This is a genomic window from Bradyrhizobium sp. WSM4873 (genome assembly GCF_055811355.1).
Map to the genome: position 1 here is coordinate 93408 of NZ_JBVVPS010000011.1, position 14434 is coordinate 107841.

Annotated in this window: 14 protein-coding genes; 10 read left to right on the forward strand and 4 right to left on the reverse strand. The window is 64.9% G+C overall.

Annotated elements, in window-relative coordinates:
• Positions 1-60 precede the first annotated feature (60 nt).
• Both AC0L21_RS16950 and AC0L21_RS16955 read right to left on the reverse strand, forming a co-directional pair.
• Positions 61-750, reverse strand: coding sequence for a class I SAM-dependent methyltransferase (locus AC0L21_RS16950; protein WP_473262957.1), 690 nt, complete (start codon positions 748-750; stop codon positions 61-63).
• A 34-nt stretch (positions 751-784) separates the two neighbouring features.
• Positions 785-1837 carry a glycosyltransferase family 4 protein gene (locus AC0L21_RS16955; RefSeq protein WP_473262958.1) on the reverse strand — a complete coding sequence of 351 codons (1053 nt, stop codon included), beginning with the start codon at positions 1835-1837 and terminating at the stop codon, positions 785-787.
• A 273-nt stretch (positions 1838-2110) separates the two neighbouring features.
• Between AC0L21_RS16955 and AC0L21_RS16960 the strand changes: the two genes are divergently transcribed.
• Entirely contained in the window at positions 2111-2812 is a 702-nt protein-coding gene (locus AC0L21_RS16960; RefSeq protein ID WP_473262959.1) for a L,D-transpeptidase, read from the forward strand.
• A gap of 111 nt (positions 2813-2923) precedes the next feature.
• Positions 2924-3340: a c-type cytochrome gene (locus tag AC0L21_RS16965; RefSeq protein ID WP_473262960.1), complete on the forward strand. Its 417-nt coding sequence runs from the start codon at positions 2924-2926 to the stop codon at positions 3338-3340.
• 11 nt (positions 3341-3351) lie between these two features.
• Here AC0L21_RS16965 and AC0L21_RS16970 read toward each other — a convergent pair whose 3' ends face one another.
• Positions 3352-3597, reverse strand: a complete 246-nt coding sequence (locus tag AC0L21_RS16970; RefSeq protein WP_473262961.1) for a hypothetical protein — start codon at positions 3595-3597, stop codon at positions 3352-3354.
• Positions 3598-3601: 4 nt separating this feature from the next.
• Positions 3602-4396, reverse strand: a complete 795-nt coding sequence (locus AC0L21_RS16975) for a DUF899 domain-containing protein (protein WP_473262962.1) — start codon at positions 4394-4396, stop codon at positions 3602-3604.
• A gap of 147 nt (positions 4397-4543) precedes the next feature.
• On the opposite strand from AC0L21_RS16975, the gene AC0L21_RS16980 reads away from it, so the two are divergent.
• The 8 genes from AC0L21_RS16980 (at position 4544) to AC0L21_RS17015 (ending at position 14174) form a co-directional block, all read left to right on the forward strand.
• Positions 4544-5764, forward strand: coding sequence for a helix-turn-helix domain-containing protein (locus AC0L21_RS16980; RefSeq protein ID WP_473262964.1), 1221 nt, complete (start codon positions 4544-4546; stop codon positions 5762-5764).
• 30 nt (positions 5765-5794) lie between these two features.
• On the forward strand, positions 5795-6433 hold the full coding sequence (locus AC0L21_RS16985) for a Vgb family protein (RefSeq protein ID WP_473262965.1): 639 nt from the start codon (positions 5795-5797) through the stop codon (positions 6431-6433).
• A 135-nt stretch (positions 6434-6568) separates the two neighbouring features.
• A complete protein-coding gene (locus tag AC0L21_RS16990) occupies positions 6569-8137 on the forward strand; it encodes a DUF4403 family protein (RefSeq protein WP_473262966.1) in 1569 nt (522 codons plus the stop codon).
• Positions 8138-8272: 135 nt separating this feature from the next.
• A complete protein-coding gene (locus AC0L21_RS16995) occupies positions 8273-9412 on the forward strand; it encodes an ABC transporter ATP-binding protein (RefSeq protein ID WP_473262967.1) in 1140 nt (379 codons plus the stop codon).
• An 87-nt stretch (positions 9413-9499) separates the two neighbouring features.
• Positions 9500-10549 (forward strand): ABC transporter substrate-binding protein, encoded by a 1050-nt coding sequence (locus AC0L21_RS17000; RefSeq protein ID WP_473262968.1) that lies wholly within the window; start codon positions 9500-9502, stop codon positions 10547-10549.
• A gap of 34 nt (positions 10550-10583) precedes the next feature.
• Entirely contained in the window at positions 10584-11846 is a 1263-nt protein-coding gene (locus tag AC0L21_RS17005; protein WP_473262969.1) for an ABC transporter permease, read from the forward strand.
• Positions 11843-12670 carry an ABC transporter permease gene (locus tag AC0L21_RS17010; RefSeq protein WP_473262970.1) on the forward strand — a complete coding sequence of 276 codons (828 nt, stop codon included), beginning with the start codon at positions 11843-11845 and terminating at the stop codon, positions 12668-12670. Before AC0L21_RS17005 ends, AC0L21_RS17010 begins: the two co-directional genes overlap by 4 nt.
• A gap of 289 nt (positions 12671-12959) precedes the next feature.
• A complete protein-coding gene (locus tag AC0L21_RS17015) occupies positions 12960-14174 on the forward strand; it encodes an ABC transporter substrate-binding protein (RefSeq protein WP_473262972.1) in 1215 nt (404 codons plus the stop codon).
• Positions 14175-14434 lie beyond the last annotated feature (260 nt).

Sequence of the window (14434 nt, forward strand, 5' to 3'; positions counted from 1 at the left end):
TCATTTTGTCATGTGACGATGTGCAGCGGCGCGGTGACGCACGCGACGCGTGAGCTTGGGTTACGCTGCCTTGGCGACGTCGACCTTGCGGAAGCGCACCAGCGAGAAATGACCGAGCGGCGGAATCAGGCGGCGCTCGGCAAGCTCGATGCCGTTGGCGCCGGCGAGCCATTTGGCATAGCGCGACCAAGCGAACTCGGCGGTGCGGAAGCCGAGCGGACGCACCACCGGCTGCAGCTTCTGCTCGATGAAGCGGCGCATGCCGGTATCGGCGCTGACGCGGGTGAGGATGATGAGCTCGCCGCCCGGGCGCAGCACGCGGGCGAATTCGTCCAGCGCGACTTCCGGATTCGGCACGGCGGTGACGACGTATTGCGCCATCACGACGTCGAAGGAGTCGTCGGGGAATTCGAGCTTCTCGGCATCCATCACCGCGAGGCCTTCGACGTTGTTCAGCTTGCCCTCGGTGACGCGCTGGCGCGCCTTGTCGAGCATCGCCTCCGAGATGTCGGTGCCGAAGATGCGCAGATGCGGCGCGTAGAGCGGCAGCGAAATGCCGGTGCCGACGCCGACCTCGAGCACCCGGCCGCCGATCTTGTTGGTGGCCGCGATCGCGGCCCGCCGGCCCTTGGCGAACACGCCTCCGAACACGAGGTCGTAGACTGGTGCCCAGCGGTCATAGGCCTGCTCGACCGTGCCACGAGTGAGGTCGAGCTGCTGGGTGCCGTCAAGGTTCATGATCTTAGCCATCGATGAGGTTCTCGCTGTGGTTCGAAACATTGGGTCAACCACGCACCGGCCGCCGCGCCATGCGAGGCGAGGCGCGCAAGGCACGGCTGGGCTGAAGTGAGGTGAGGTTGCCGACGAACTGGCGCGCGCTGTTTTCCCAGGAGCGCTCCAGCGCGAAGTTGCGGCAGGTCTGGCGCGACATGGTGAGCGCGCGCAGACACGCGGCGCGCAGATCGTGGTCGATCGCGCCGATCGGATGGTCGGCGATGACGTCCTTCGGACCCGTCACCGGAAACGCCGCAACCGGGGTGCCGCAGGCGAGCGCCTCGAGCTGCACCACGCCGAACGTATCGGTCAGGCTCGGAAACACGAACACGTCGGCGGCGGCAAGATGCGCGGTGAGATCGGCGCCCTTCTTCTCGCCAAGGAAGACGGCGTCGGGATATTTCTTTTCGAGCGCAGCTTTCTGCGGGCCGTCCCCGATGACGACCTTGGTGCCGGGCAGGTCGAGTGAGAGGAACGCTTCGAGGTTCTTCTCCACCGCCACGCGGCCCATCGTCATGAAGATCGGCCCGGGCAGATCGAGCTTGGCCGGAGAGTCCGGATGGAACAGCTCGGTATTGACGCCGCGGGTCCAGAAGCCGAGCCGCTTGAAGCCGCGCTCGGAGAGCTCCTGCCGCAGCGAGGGCGTTGCGACCATCGTCATGGCGGCGGCATCGTGGAAGTGGCGCAGCACGGCATAGCCGACGCTCGCGGGAATGCCGGTCCGCACCGAAACGTATTCGGGAAAGCGCGTGGTGTAGGAGGTGGTGAAGGCGAGCCGGTTGCGACGGCAATAGGCCCGCGCCGCCCAGCCGATCGGCCCTTCGGTCGCGATGTGCAGCGCTTCCGGCGCCGCCCTCTCGATCCGCCGCGCAATCTCCTTGCCGCTCGGCAGCGCAATGCGCAGCCCCGGATAGGTCGGCAACGGCCACGACCGAAAACCGTCCGGCGTCAGGAAGTCGATCTCGACATCCAACGTCTTGGCAGCGCCGGCCAGCGAGGTCAACGTCCGCACCACACCGTTGACCTGAGGATGCCAGGCGTCAGTCGCGATTAATACCCGCATGGGGAAATCCCGAGATTTTTATGATTCTCGGCTTTGGACCATCAACCACGGATATTTCAGGCGTGTGACGTCATGGAAGTGTCGGCCCGCTGTTTTGTTCGTTAACGGGTCCGCGCAGCCACGAAACCGTCATGAAACAATCCTTGCCGCCATGAAGCCGTTTTCGGTTTTCCGCGCAAACGTCCCGAAACTTCTTTCCGTTAGTGATCTAGCCAACAGAGCACCGAAACGGTGCCGGGGTGACCAAGAAACACCGCGCAACAGGGGCGACCAATGATCAATCTGGAGACGTTGAGGACTTATTCGCGCGCCGTTGCGTTTGGCGCAGTGGCTGTCACCGCGATCGCGTTCGCCGGTCCGGTGAAAGCCGCGCCCGTGCAGCTCTTCCCCTTCTTCCAGCCGCCGATCGCGGCGCCGCAGCCGTATCAGCCTTATCAAGCCACGCCCTATCAGGCCGCGCCGTCCGAGGATCAGGACGCCGTCGAAACCCCGGCCCGCTTCCGTCGCCAGACCGTCACCTATGCGACGCGTGAGGCGCCGGGCACCATCATCATCGATACGCCCAACACCTACCTCTATCTCGTGCTCGGCAACGGCCAGGCGATGCGCTACGGCATCGGCGTCGGCCGCGACGGCTTCACCTGGTCCGGCACCCAGTCGGTGACCAAGAAGGCGGAGTGGCCGGATTGGACCCCGCCGCCGGAAATGATCGCCCGCCAGCCTTATCTGCCGCGCCACATGGCCGGCGGCCCCGGCAACCCGCTCGGCGCGCGCGCCATGTATCTCGGCGGCACCATCTACCGCATCCATGGCACCAACGCCCCCGACACCATCGGCAAGCACGTCTCCTCCGGCTGCATCCGCCTGACCAACGACGATGTCGCGGACCTCTACTCCCGCGTCAACGTCGGCACGAAGGTCATCGTGCTGCCGATGACGGAACGCCGCGCCGACCTCGGCGCCGCGACGCGGTAAGCGACAGGACATTGTGACGCAAACGGCCCCGGAACCCACCGGGGCCGTTTTCGTTTGCCCTCGGCATCCCGACGCGCGCGTGCTGCGGCGCGATCCCCGATGGAGGCGCGAATGCAATCACGTCCGCAAACGCCGCAAGGCACATGGCTGCGCGCGATCGCCGGAGCCGGCGCATTGGCACTGCTGTTGACCGCGCCCGCCTCGCTCGCACAGCAGCCGCCGAGCGACGACGCAGCCCAACAGGCCTTCAACAATTCCTGCCGCACCTGCCACTCGGTGAAAGAGGGCGACAATCGTCTGGGCCCCAACCTCAATAAAATCGTCGGACGCAAGGCCGGCTCGCTGCCGAACTACAATTATTCCTCCTCGATGAAAGAAGCCGGCTTCGTCTGGGACCAGGACAAACTCACCCGCTTCATGGTCAAGCCGGACGAAATCGTATCCGGCAACAAGATGCAGCCCTATGGCGGCGTCTCGGCGGAGGAAGCGGGCAAGATCGTTGCTTATTTGCAGGCGGCTTCGCGGTAGAGCTACCGACTTCACCGCTCCGCAATCAACCTCAGCCACGCCGCCGAATGAAACGCGCTCATTAAGAGATACATCGGCACCATCCCTTCGAGCATCGCCCCATGTCCGGCGCCGCACAGCATGTCCGCGGGGCCATCGAGCGCGACCGTCAGCACGGCCATGATCGCGAAGGTCGGCGTCGCCGCCAACGCCAGCCATCTGGCGAGGTGGCGCGCGGCCGCCATACCGTTGCGGCTCGCGCCGGCAGTTGCGCTCATGGGACTAGTCACGTCCTTCAGCGGCCTCCTCGCGAAAAGCCTTCTCGCCGGCGGTCGAGATCTCGACCCATTTCTGGTCGGGCGCGGCACCTTCGGTGTAGCTGTCGTGCCAATTCCACCATTTGTAGGTCGGCGTTTGCGGATAACCCTTCGGCGAATCCTCCCAGACCTCCTGCCGTCCCAGCGGCGTGATGTCGAGGTAATTCCAGGTGCCGCCCATCTGCTCGTCGCCGCGGCTCTTGACGAAGTAGGTGCGGAAGATGCGCGTCCCGTCCCGGTAGAACACGTTGGTCCCGTGCCACTCGTCGACGCCGAAATCCGCATCGAAACTGTCGGTGACGGTGACCCACGGCATGGTCCAGCCCATCCGCTGCTTCAGCCTGCTGATATCGGCCTGCGGCGCGCGCGAGGCGAACACCAGTGTGGTGTCGCGGGCATTGAGATGCGCGACATGGGCGATCTGGTCGGCGACCATGGAGCAGCCCCGGCAGGCATGATCGGGCCAGCCGAACACGCCCGGCTCGAAGAAGGCGCGGTAGACGATCAGCTGCCGCCGGCCCTGGAACAGGTCGTGCAGACTGACCTTGCCGCAGGGCCCCTCGAACGCATAGGTTTTGGTGACTTCCATCCACGGCATGCGCCGGCGCTCGGCGGCCAGCGCGTCGCGGGCACGGGTATGCGCCTTTTCCTTCACGAGCAGTTGCTGACGGGCGGCCTCCCAGTCCTGCGGCGACACCACCGGCGGTGTTTGCATGGCGGCCTGTCCGTTATTCCCTGCGTTGTCAGCTGATGTCATCATGGGTCTCCAACTTTTCCCGGGCGGCCGTTCCGGATCTCGCGATGGAAGATGCGGAACCGCTCGTCCCTCGCCGCACATTGTCGGCCGTCAACGATCTCTCGCACCGGACGGTTGCGTAGTGGGAGTAACAAGTGTGGCGGGATTTGAATGGAGTCGCTGATCACGGCCGCGGCCCGCGCGCTCCAAGCCGGCGATCCGCTCGGCGCGCTAAACCGCGTTGCGCTGCGCAACGATGCACCTTCGCTGGCGCTGCGCGGCATCGCGATGGCGCAGCTCGGCGATCTCGCCAAGGCGAAGACATTGCTGCGCAGCGCCGCACGCGCCTTCGGTCCGAGAGAGGCAGTCGCGCGCGCAAGATGCGTGGTGGCGGAAGCCGAGATCGCACTCGTCTCGCGCGACCTGAACTGGCCGGCCAACACGCTCGCGGCCGCGCGGGCGACGCTCGCAAGCCACGGTGACCTCGCCAACGCCGCCCATGCGGGTCACATTGAGGCGCGCCGACTTCTCCTGCTCGGATGCCTCGACGAGGCCGAGCGCACGCTGGCCGAGACCAAGACCACGCCATTGCCCCCTGCTGCGCAGGTCGCCCGCGAGCTCGTGATTGCCGGCATTGCCATCAGGCGGCTCAGAACGAAAGAGGCGCGCGCGGCGCTCGGGCGCGCGGCGAGCGCAGCACGGCAGGCCGGCATTGCCGCGCTTGCGGCCGAGGTCGAAGGCACGAGCCGCGTGCTCGACACGCCCGCAGCGCGCCTGATCACGCGCGGGCACGAACGGCCGTTGCTGCTCGAGGAGGTCGAGGACCTCGCGACATCGGAGGCGCTCGTGGTGGACACGTTCCATCACGCGGTTCGCAGGCGAGGCATCCTCGTGCCGCTCGGAAGGCGGCCGGTGCTGTTCGCGCTCGCCCGCATCCTGGCGCAGGCCTGGCCCGCCGATGTCTCGCGCGAAGCGTTGATCACCGGCGCGTTTCAGGCAAGGCACGTCGATGAATCGCATCGCGCCCGGCTGCGCGTCGAAATCGGACGGCTCCGCACCAAGCTCGAGCCTCTCACCGATATCCGCGCGACCCGGCAAGGTTTTGCGCTGACGCCGCGCAACACGCGGCAGGTTCTCGTGCTGGCGCGGCCCGTCGAGGAGAAGCACGCCAATGTGCTGGCCTTCCTCTCCGACGGCGAGCCCTGGTCGAGCTCGGCGCTCGCGCTGGCGCTGGGAACGAGCGCGCGCACCGTGCAGCGGGCCCTCGAAGAGCTGGCGCGATCGAACAAGGTGCAGTCCTTCGGACACGGACGGGCGCGGCGCTGGATGACGCCGCCCGTGCCGGGTTTCCCGACAGGCTTGTTACTCCCCGGACCGCTCATGAAGACCTAAGATGGGATTCACACCACAGGGACCGAGCAGATGAAACGTTCAGCCGCCGAGATCGTCAGGGAATACGGGCCCTTTGCAGGCGTCGAAGCCGTGCACGGCGTCACCTATGACGGCGCCCATGTGTGGTTCGCGTCCGGCGACAAATTGAACGCGGTCGATCCGACCGATGGCAAGATCGCTCGCTCCATCGATGTCGCCGCGCATGCGGGAACGGCGTTCGACGGCCGCCACCTGTTCCAGATCGCCGAGGACCGCATCCAGAAGATTGACGCTGCGACCGGCGAGGTGCTCGCCACCATCCCCGCGCCCGGCGGCGGCGGCGACTCTGGATTGGCCTGGGCCGAGGGCTCGCTCTGGGTCGGACAATATCGGGAGCGCAAGATCCATCAGGTCGATCCCCAGACGGGAAAAATTCTCCGCACCATCGAAAGCAAGCGCTTCGTCACCGGGGTGACGTGGGTCGACGGCGAGCTCTGGCACGGCACCTGGGAAGGCGAGGACAGCGACATCAGGCGGATCGATCCCGAGACGGGCAAGGTGCTGGAGCAGCTCGACCTGCCCGCCGGGACCATGGTGTCAGGATTGGAGTCCGATGGCGGCGACCGCTTCTTCTGCGGGGGCGGAGATCGCGGCAATGTGAGAGCGGTGCGCCGTCCGAAGCGCGGCTAGGTACGCAAGGACAAATGCGCGGTAACGGTGCGTTCGCGGCCGTTAATATGTTTGCCCCAATTCCACCCCATCGGTGGGCTCTAGCGCCCTCCTCGCCTGCCCTGTAGACTTCTGCCCGGGCGGCCTGGGGGATTGATGCGACTGACGCTGAACTTGAAAACTGTCCTGATCGCCGTCGCGGTGCTCGCGGCGTCGTTTTTCATCAGCCTGAAGGCGATGGACTGGCTGTCGCCGCGGGCTACGAATTCCGCACCGCCGGTCGCGCAACTGCCGCCGCTGCCGCCGGTCGCGAAGAGCTCGATCGTGGTGGCGCCGGTCGCCATCGCGCTGTCGGCGATTCGCGAGCAGGCCGAGAAGGCCGCCCCGCGCAATTTCGCCGGCAAGGCCGAGAACCCGATTTCGCAAATCCTGGAGAACGCCGACATCGGCTGGTCCGCCGTGCGCGGGCCGATGGCAGCTGCCGGCGACAAGGACGTGCTGACGATCTCGACGCCGCTCACGGGCAAGCTGAACGTGACGGGCTCGCTGTCGTCGAAAGCCACCGGCGCGCTCGGCGAGGCGCTCGGTAGCGTGCTCGGCGGCAATGCCGCGAAACAGATCGGCGCGGTCAACATCAAGAATCTGAACGCCAGCGCCGAGATCAAGGGCAACGTCGTCGTCACCTCGCGGCCGAAGCTCGCGGCCAACTGGCATCTCGAGCCCAATCTCGGCGCCCAGGTCAATCTCGGCGATACCAACCTCAACATCTCCGGCGCCAAGGTCAACGTACCTGCACAGGTGAAGCCGCTGATCGACAAGACCGTCGGCGAACAGATCAACGCCGTTTCCGAACGGATGCGCAACGATCCGACCTTGCGGGAGAACGCGAAGCTGCAATGGGCCAAGGCCTGCCGCTCGATCCCGCTGCAAGGCTCGGGCTCCTCGGCCGCGCTGCCGCCGCTCTGGCTGGAGATGAAGCCGATCCGCGCCATCGCGGCGCAGCCGCGCGTCGACGCGCAGGCCGTGACCCTGCTGATGGGCCTGGAAGCGGAGACGCGCGTCACCTCCACGCCGACCAAGCCCGACTGCCCGTTCCCCGACAAGATCTCGATCGTGCCGCCGACCGGCACCGGTGTGAACATCGGCGTCCCGATCGACGTGCCTTTCACCGAGATCAACAAGCTGATCGCCGCGCAGATGGTCGGCCACACCTATCCCGAGGACGGCTCCGGTCCCGTGGACGTCACCGTCAAGAGCGTCAACGTGATCCCGTCGGGCGAGCGCCTCCTGATCTCGCTGCTGGTGCGCGCCAAGGAGAAGAAGAGCTGGCTTGGTCTCGGCGCCGAAGCGACCGTGCACATCTGGGGCCGGCCGATGCTCGACCAGGCGCAGCAGACGCTGCGGCTCGCCGACATCCAGCTCGCGGTAGAGTCCGAGGCGGCCTTCGGCCTGCTGGGTGCCGCGGCGCGCGCGGTGGTGCCGCAGATGCAGCAGGCGCTGGTGCAGAAAGCGACAATCGATCTAAAGCCGATTGCCGCCAATGCACGCGAGAAAATCGCCGCCGCGATCGCCGACTTCCAGAAGAGCGAGGACGGCGTCAGGGTCGATGCAAAGATCGACAGCCTGACGCTGGCCGACATCGCCTTCGACTCCAAGACGCTGCGCGTGATCGCGGAAGCCGGGGGCTCGCTGAATGTGTCCGTGACGAAATTGTCGGGAATGTAGCGCGCGCCTTTTCCCGACGGCTCCGTGCGCGTCGTCGTTTGCGCCGCTGGCAATCTGGTCGGAGGATGCTAAGCTATTCCTCGCACCCCGGGGACGAGGTGCTGACAGCACTGGTGCTGACAACGCGAGGACGACATGGAAGCCGGCATGGTCACGCCTGCGCCGGCGCTGGTGCGCTTTTCCGGCATTCAGAAGACCTACGATGGCGAGCACCTCGTGGTGAAGAACCTCGATCTCGACATCAGGAAGGGTGAGTTCGTCACCCTGCTTGGTCCGTCGGGCTCCGGCAAGACGACTACGCTGATGATGCTGGCCGGCTTCGAGGTTCCGACCCATGGCGAGATCTACCTCGCGGACCGGCCGATCAAGAACGTGCCGCCACACAAGCGCGACATCGGCATGGTGTTCCAGAACTATGCCCTGTTTCAGCACCTGACGATTGCGGAAAATATCGCCTTCCCGCTCTCGGTTCGCAACACGAACAAGGCCGAAGCGCAGGATCGCGTCAAAGCGGCATTGCGCATGATCAAGATGGAAACCCTGGCGCAGCGCCGGCCCGGGCAACTGTCCGGCGGTCAGCAGCAACGCGTGGCGCTGGCCCGCGCCCTGGTTTTCAATCCACAACTCGTGCTGATGGACGAGCCGCTCGGCGCCCTGGACAAGCGCCTTCGGGAGCAGATGCAGCTGGAGATCAAGCAACTGCACGAGACGATGGGCATCACCGTCGTCTACGTCACCCACGATCAGAGTGAAGCGCTCACCATGTCGGACCGCATCGCCGTATTCAACGACGGCATCGTGCAGCAGATCGACAGGCCCGACGCGCTGTATGAGCATCCGGTGAACAGCTTCGTCGCCCATTTCATCGGCGAGAACAATGTTTTGTCCGGCACCGTCGAGACGGTTGAAAATGAATATTGCCGCGTTGCGCTGGCTGGCGGCGGCGCCGTGACCGCACGAGCGGTCAACGTATCAGGCGCGGGCGCATCGACCTCGCTGTCGGTGCGGCCGGAGCGGATCGCCATTATCCCGGATGGCACCTCCGGCGACGAACCGAACCGACTGCCGGCAAAGGTGCAGAACACCATCTATCTCGGCGACCACGCGCTGGCCGTGCTCGATGTCGCCGACAACAAGGAGTTCATGGTCAAGCTTCAGCCGGGGGCGCATGACAGCCTGACACATGGCAGCCTGAGAGCTGGCAGCCTAACACCTGGCGATGACGTGTTCATCACCTTCCGCCCGGAGGACTGCCTGGCCCTCGATCCCGTCTGAACCAACCATGCAGCATCGCTCCAACGCGGGCGGACCTGCACCGACCAAGCTCAACGCAAGTCACGTGAAGAAGAAGGAACAAAGACCATGCTGAAGCGCAAGATTGTCCTGGGTTTCGCCGCGGCACTCACCGCCAGCGCGGCGCTGGCCACGGTCGCGCAGGCGCGTGACCTCACCGTCGTGTCGTGGGGCGGCGCGTATCAGGATGCCCAGAAGAAGGTCTATTTCGAGCCGTTCAAGAAAGCGGCCGGTGTGCCCATGAACGACGAGTCCTGGGACGGCGGAGTCGGCGTGCTGCGCGCCAAGGTGCAGGGTGGCGCCGCCACCTGGGACGTCGTCCAGGTCGAGAGCGACGAACTGGCGGTCGGCTGCGAAGAAGGCCTGTTCGAGAAGCTGGATTATTCGAAGATCGGCGGCGAGGCCGCCTATATCCCACCGTCGGTCAACGCTTGCGGCGTTGGCGCCATCCTCTACGATTTCGTTCTCGGCTACGACAAGGACAAGCTCAAGGAGGCCCCGAAGGGCTGGGCCGACTTCTTCGACACCAAAAAGATCCCGGGCAAGCGTGCCTTGCGTCAGGGACCGAAGACCACGCTCGAGATCGCCCTCATGGCCGACGGCGTCGCGCCAAAGGACGTCTACAAGGTGCTGGCGACCGACGAAGGCGTCGAGCGCGCGTTCAAGAAGCTGGACACCATCAAGGGCGACATCGTCTGGTGGAAGGCCGGCGCTCAGCCGCCGCAATTGCTCGCCTCGGGCGAGGTGGCGATGACCTCGGTCTACAATGGCCGCATCGACACCGCGAACAAGAACGAGAAGAAGAATTTCGGCATGGTGTGGGACGGAGCCCTCTTCACCCTCGACACCTGGGTGATCCTGAAAGGTAGCCCGAACAAGGACGCGGCCTACAAGTTCCTGGACTTCGCGGGCAAGGCGGAGAACCAATCGAAACTGTCGGAGAACATTGCTTATGGCACCTCGAACAAGGACGCAGCCGCCCTGCTCGCGCCTGCCGTTCTGAAGGACCTGCCGACAGCGCCCGACAACATCAAGAATGCGGTCGAGATCAACGTTGCCTTCTGGCTCGAGAACATCGACCGCCTGACCGAGCGCTTCAACAAATGGGCCGCGAAGTAGCGCGCTCCGCAGGGCTCGACCGAAGGTAACACCAATGACGGATGCGCTCTTGATCGGCGCCGATGCGTCGACCGAGGTGCCGCTCAAGCGCCGATTGCGGCGGGCGGAGCGAGCACGCCAGGTCAAAGCATTGGCGCTGGTTCTGCCGCTTCTCGTCTTCCTGCTCTTCACCTTCGCTGGGCCCATCGCCGGCATGCTGTGGCGTGCCGTCGATGACCGGGAGGTGCGTCTGGTTCTGCCTCAGACCATCGCGGCTCTCGCCAGTTGGGACGGCAGGAATCTGCCGGACGAAAAGGCCTACGCGGCGCTGGCGGGCGACATCCTGGCCGCGCGCGCTTCCGGAACGATCGCGATCGCGGCCAAGCGGCTCAACTACGCCCAGAACGGCTTTCGCACGATCCTGACCAGCACCGCACGCAATCTGAAGACCGTGCCCGAGCCCGGCACGGCGAAGGAGACGCTGGGCAAGATCAACCCGGCCTGGCGCGAGCGCGCCACCTGGACCACGATCAAGGACGCCAGCGGTCCCATAACCGGCTTCTATCTTTTGTCGGCGCTCGATCTGACGCGGAACGCAGACGGCGCGATTATCGCAGCCCCGCCGGATCAGGCCATCTACCGCGACGTTTTCGCCCGCACCTTCATCATCAGCTTCAGCGTCACGGTACTCTGCCTGATCCTCGGCTTCCCGGTCGCTTACTTGCTGGCCGCGCTGCCGCCCGGCCGGTCGAACCTGCTGATGATCTTCGTCCTGCTGCCGTTCTGGACATCGCTGCTGGTCCGCACCTGCGCCTGGATCGTTCTGTTGCAGAGCAAAGGCGTCGTGAACGACAGCCTGCTCTGGCTTGGCATCATCGATGCGCCGTTGCGCCTGATCTACAATCGCTTCGGTGTCTGCGTGGCCATGACCCACGTTCTCCTGCCGTTCATGATCCTGCCGCTGTACAGCAGCATGAAGGCGATCTCACCGGCTTACATGCGTGCCGCCGCCTCGCTCGGTGCGCCACCCCTCACCGCCTTCCTGCGGATCTACCTGCCTCAGACGCTGCCCGGCATCGGCGCGGGAAGCCTGCTCGTCTTCATCCTGGCGCTCGGCTATTACATCACGCCAGCACTCGTCGGCGGCGCCGCCGACCAGATGATCAGCTACTTCATCGCGCTCTACACGACCGAGACCGCCAATTGGGGCCTTGCGTCGGCACTGGGTGCGGTGCTGCTGCTCGCCACTGTTCTGCTCGCGCTCGTTTACGGAAAGCTGGTGCAGGGACAGCAGGTGACGGGAGGGATGAAGAATTGAGCGACAATTCCTCCATCCGCACGCCGAGCCAGCGCATCGCGTGGACCGCGACCATCGTGATCTCCACGCTGGTGTTCATCTTCCTGATCGCGCCGATCCTCGCGATCATGCCGCTGTCCTTCAGCTCGGGCTCGTACCTCACCTATCCGCTGCCGGGCCTCTCGCTCCGCTGGTACGACGACTTCGTCAATTCGCCGCGCTGGATGAATTCGCTGAAGAACAGCATGATCATCGGTGTGGCATCGACCCTGCTGTCGATGATGCTTGGCACGCTGGCGGCGCTGGGGCTGGCGCAGTGGAAGAGCCGGTTCAAGCCGCTCGTGCTGGCCTTCGTGCTGTCGCCGGTTGTCGTGCCCGGGGTCATCACCGCAGTCGGTCTGTATTTCTTCTTCGCGCCGATCGGGCTGACCGGCAGTTATCTCGGCTTGATTCTGGCCCACACCGCGCTGGCGACGCCCTTCGTGGTGATCACGGTCGGTGCAACGCTGCAGAGCTTCGACACCAATCTGGCCCGCGCCGCCGCCTCGCTCGGTGCTTCGCCGCTTGAGGCGTTCCGCCGCGTGATCCTGCCGCTGATCCTGCCCGGCGTGGCGTCGGGGGCCCTGTTCGCCTTCGCGACGAGCTTCGATGAGGTGGTGATCGTGCTGTTCATGGCAGGTCCGGAGCAGCGCACCCTGCCGCGCGAGATGTTCAGCGGCATCCGCGAGAACATCAGCCCGACCATCACGGCAGCGGCGGTGATCCTGACGACGGTCTCGGTCATCCTGCTCGCCACACTGGAAGGCCTGCGCCGGCGCAATGAACGGCTGAGGGGCAGCGCGTGACTTTCTTCCTTCTCCCCTTGCGGGAGAAGGTGGCGCGAAGCGCCGGATGAGGGGTTGCTTCAGCGAGTTCAAATGCATGAGATGTACGCGCGGAGAGAACCCCTCACCCGTCTCGCCGCTTCGCGGCTAGCCACCCTCTCCCGCAAGGGGAGAGGGGCAAAAACACCGCAGCGCCCTGCTTATTTCTCAACCCTCCTCGCGCATTCCGGGCTTTGCTCCCGCGACCGATTGTCGTTAGAACGGTCCCCGCAACAAAACCCCAAACAACAATGCTGAGGGAGAAAAACAAATGCAAAAACTCATCGCCGCGATCGCGGCCGGCCTCGCTCTCGCCGCCACGTCAGGCGCCGCGCAGGCGCAGATTTCCGACGACGTCGTCAAGATCGGCGTGCTCACGGACATGTCGAGCCTCTATGCGGACGCGACCGGCAAGGGCTCGCTCGCCGCCGTCGAGATGGCGGTCGCCGATTACGGCGCCAAGGTCGCGGGCAAGCCTGTCGCAGTGGTCTCCGCCGACCACCAGAACAAGCCCGACGTCGGCGTCAACATCGCCCGCAACTGGTACGACAACGACAAGGTCGACGCGATCTTCGACGTGCCAACCTCGTCGGTGGCGCTGCCGATCTCGGCGCTGACGCGCGAGAAGAACAAGATCCACATCAATTCCGGCGGCGGCTCGTCCGATATCACGGGCGTCGCCTGCTCGCCCAACACGGTGCACTGGACCTACGACACCTATGCGCTGTCGAACGTCGCCGGCAAGGCGATGGTCAAGCGCGGCGAGGACACCTGGTTCTTCGTCACCGCCGACTACGCCTTCGGCATGGCGCTGCAGCGCGACGCCGCCAACGTGGTCAAGGAGAGCGGCGGCAAGGTGCTCGGCGAGGTCCGGCATCCGCTCAACTCGTCGGACTTCTCCTCCTTCCTGCTCCAGGCCCAGGCCTCCAAAGCCAAGGTGGTCGCGCTGGCCAATGCCGGCGGCGACACTACCAATGCGCTGAAACAGGCGGCCGAGTTCGGCCTGACGCAGGGCGGCCAGAAGATGATCGCCTTGCTCATGGAGATCACCGACGTTCATTCGCTCGGCATCAAGTCGACGCAAGGCCTGATCATCACCGATGCGTTCTACTGGGACACCAACGAGGAGACGCGCGCCTTCTCCAAGCGCTTCAACGAGAAGGTCGGCCACATGCCGACCATGATCCAGGCGGGGCTCTATTCGGCGACCATGCACTATCTGAAGGCGATCGACGCCATCAAGACCGACGAGGCACCGAAAGTGATGGAGCAGATGCGCAAGACGCCGGTCAACGACTTCTTCGCCAAGAACGGCAAGATCCGCATCGACGGCCGCATGGTCCACGACATGTATCTGTTCGAGGTCAAGAAGCCCGAGGAATCCAAGGGCGAGTGGGACCTCTACAAGCTGATCGCCACCGTGCCCGGCGACGAGGCCTTCCGCCCGCTCGACAAGGGCGGCTGCCCGCTGGTGAAGGGGAACTAGGGATACTCTCGATCGTTGCGAGCGACTTGTCCGGCGTGCTCGAAGAGCGAAGCCGGAAGCGAAGCAATCCAGAAGTGCATCCGCGGTGACAGCCTGGATTGCTTCGTCGCAAGAGCTCCTCGCAATGACGGAGGCGAAAAAAGACACGACAGCGCGCCCCGCAAAAACGGGGGCGCGTAGGTTTTCAGTTAAGAGCCGCGGTTAAACCAGGAATTTTAAAACCGCCTGTTGTTAAGGAAGTGCTTGGGGGGATTGAAAAA

Excerpts from the sequence above, each read along its gene's own strand:
- AC0L21_RS16950 (WP_473262957.1), bottom strand. The coding sequence starts at position 750 with ATGGCTAAGATCATGAACCTTGACGGCACCCAGCAGCTCGACCTCACT.
- AC0L21_RS16955 (WP_473262958.1), bottom strand. The coding sequence starts at position 1,837 with ATGCGGGTATTAATCGCGACTGACGCCTGGCATCCTCAGGTCAACGGT.
- AC0L21_RS16960 (WP_473262959.1), top strand. The coding sequence starts at position 2,111 with ATGATCAATCTGGAGACGTTGAGGACTTATTCGCGCGCCGTTGCGTTT.
- AC0L21_RS16965 (WP_473262960.1), top strand. The coding sequence starts at position 2,924 with ATGCAATCACGTCCGCAAACGCCGCAAGGCACATGGCTGCGCGCGATC.
- AC0L21_RS16970 (WP_473262961.1), bottom strand. The coding sequence starts at position 3,597 with ATGAGCGCAACTGCCGGCGCGAGCCGCAACGGTATGGCGGCCGCGCGC.
- AC0L21_RS16975 (WP_473262962.1), bottom strand. The coding sequence starts at position 4,396 with ATGATGACATCAGCTGACAACGCAGGGAATAACGGACAGGCCGCCATG.
- AC0L21_RS16980 (WP_473262964.1), top strand. The coding sequence starts at position 4,544 with ATGGAGTCGCTGATCACGGCCGCGGCCCGCGCGCTCCAAGCCGGCGAT.
- AC0L21_RS16985 (WP_473262965.1), top strand. The coding sequence starts at position 5,795 with ATGAAACGTTCAGCCGCCGAGATCGTCAGGGAATACGGGCCCTTTGCA.
- AC0L21_RS16990 (WP_473262966.1), top strand. The coding sequence starts at position 6,569 with ATGCGACTGACGCTGAACTTGAAAACTGTCCTGATCGCCGTCGCGGTG.
- AC0L21_RS16995 (WP_473262967.1), top strand. The coding sequence starts at position 8,273 with ATGGAAGCCGGCATGGTCACGCCTGCGCCGGCGCTGGTGCGCTTTTCC.
- AC0L21_RS17000 (WP_473262968.1), top strand. The coding sequence starts at position 9,500 with ATGCTGAAGCGCAAGATTGTCCTGGGTTTCGCCGCGGCACTCACCGCC.
- AC0L21_RS17005 (WP_473262969.1), top strand. The coding sequence starts at position 10,584 with ATGACGGATGCGCTCTTGATCGGCGCCGATGCGTCGACCGAGGTGCCG.
- AC0L21_RS17015 (WP_473262972.1), top strand. The coding sequence starts at position 12,960 with ATGCAAAAACTCATCGCCGCGATCGCGGCCGGCCTCGCTCTCGCCGCC.